The sequence below is a fragment of the Burkholderia sp. 4NA327C6 genome, from assembly GCF_005502655.1.
GTDB lineage: Bacteria > Pseudomonadota > Gammaproteobacteria > Burkholderiales > Burkholderiaceae > Burkholderia > Burkholderia contaminans.
The window spans coordinates 1-1,673 of record NZ_SCNZ01000116.1 but is presented as its reverse complement, the minus strand read 5'-3'; the positions used below and the strand labels follow the sequence as shown (position 1 = coordinate 1,673).

Genomic DNA, 1,673 nt, shown 5'->3' with positions numbered 1-1,673 from the left:
AGCGCCGCCGCTTCCTCGCCTTCCGGACGCGAACGCTTCAGCACCACGAACGCGACCACCGCTTCGCCCGTCGTATCGTCCGGACGGCCGACCACGGCGGCTTCAGCCACGAGTTCGTGCGAGACCAGCGCCGATTCGATTTCCATCGTGCCGAGCCGGTGGCCCGACACGTTCAGCACGTCGTCGATCCGGCCCATGATCGTGAAGTAGCCGGTGTCCTTGTCGCGCACGGTGCCGTCGCCGGCCAGGTACAGGCGCCCGCCGAGTTCCTCGGGGTAGTAGCTCTTCTTGAAGCGCTCCGGGTCGCCCCAGATCGTGCGGATCATCGCGGGCCACGGACGCTTGACGACGAGGATGCCGCCCTGCCCGTTGGGCACGTCCTGGCCGGTTTCGTCGACCACCGCGGCCATGATGCCCGGCAGCGGCAGCGTGCACGAGCCAGGCACGGTGGGCGTCGCGCCCGGCAGCGGCGTGATCATGTGGCCGCCGGTTTCGGTCTGCCACCACGTGTCGACGATCGGGCAGCGCTCCTGGCCGACGTGCTTGTGATACCACATCCATGCTTCCGGATTGATCGGTTCGCCGACCGTGCCGATGATGCGCAGGCTCGACAGGTCGTAGCTCTTCGGATGCACCTTGTCGTCGGCCTCGGCCGCCTTGATCAGCGAGCGGATCGCGGTCGGCGCGGTGTAGAACACGGTGACCTTGTGGTCGCCGATCATTTTCCAGAAGCGCCCGGCGTCCGGATAGGTCGGCACGCCTTCGAACACGACCTGCGTGCCGCCGCATGCGAGCGGGCCGTACGTGATGTACGTGTGGCCCGTGACCCAGCCGATGTCGGCCGTGCACCAGAACACGTCGGTGGGCTTCCAGTCGAAGGTCCACTTCATCGTCTGCGCGGCCCACAGCAGGTAGCCGCCCGTGCTGTGCTGCACGCCCTTCGGCTTGCCGGTCGAGCCCGACGTATACAGGATGAACAGCGGATGCTCGGCGCCGACCCATTCCGGCTCGCACTGGTCGGATTCGCCGGCCGTCAGTTCGTGCATCCACAGGTCGCGCCCGGCGTGCCAGTCGATCTTGCCGCCGGTGCGGCGATAGACGATCACGCTCTTCACGGCCTCGCAGCCGCCCAGCGCGATCGCTTCGTCCGCGATGCTCTTCAGCGGCAGCGTCTTGCCGCCGCGCGCCTGCTCGTCGGCCGTGACGAGCGCGGTCGCGCCGACGTCGACGAGCCGCTCGTTCAGCGACTTCGCGGAGAAGCCGCCGAACACGACCGAGTGCGTGGCGCCGATGCGCGCGCAGGCCTGCATCGCGACGATGCCTTCGACCGACATCGGGATATAGATGACGACGCGGTCGCCCTTGCCGATCCCGCGCTTCTTCAGGGCATTCGCGAAACGCGACACGCGGGCGAGGAGATCCGCATAGGTGACGCGCGTGACGGTGCCGTCGTCGGCCTCGAAGATCACCGCGACGCGCTCGCCGTTGCCGGCTTCGACGTGACGGTCGAGGCAGTTGTACGACGCGTTCAGCTCGCCGTCGTCGAACCACTTGTAGAACGGCGGGTTGGACTCGTCGAGCACTGTCGTGAACGGCTTGTGCCACGCCAGACCCTCGCGCGCGAGACGCGCCCAGAATCCTTCGTAATCGTTTTCGGCTTCGGCGGCGAGCGC

General features: G+C 67.6%; 1 protein-coding gene. It reads right to left on the bottom strand.

Annotated elements, in window-relative coordinates; genetic code table 11:
- Positions 1–1,673: acetate--CoA ligase (acs, locus tag FFS49_RS41755; protein WP_137910516.1), on the bottom strand; the 1,673-nt coding region annotated here is incomplete at both ends.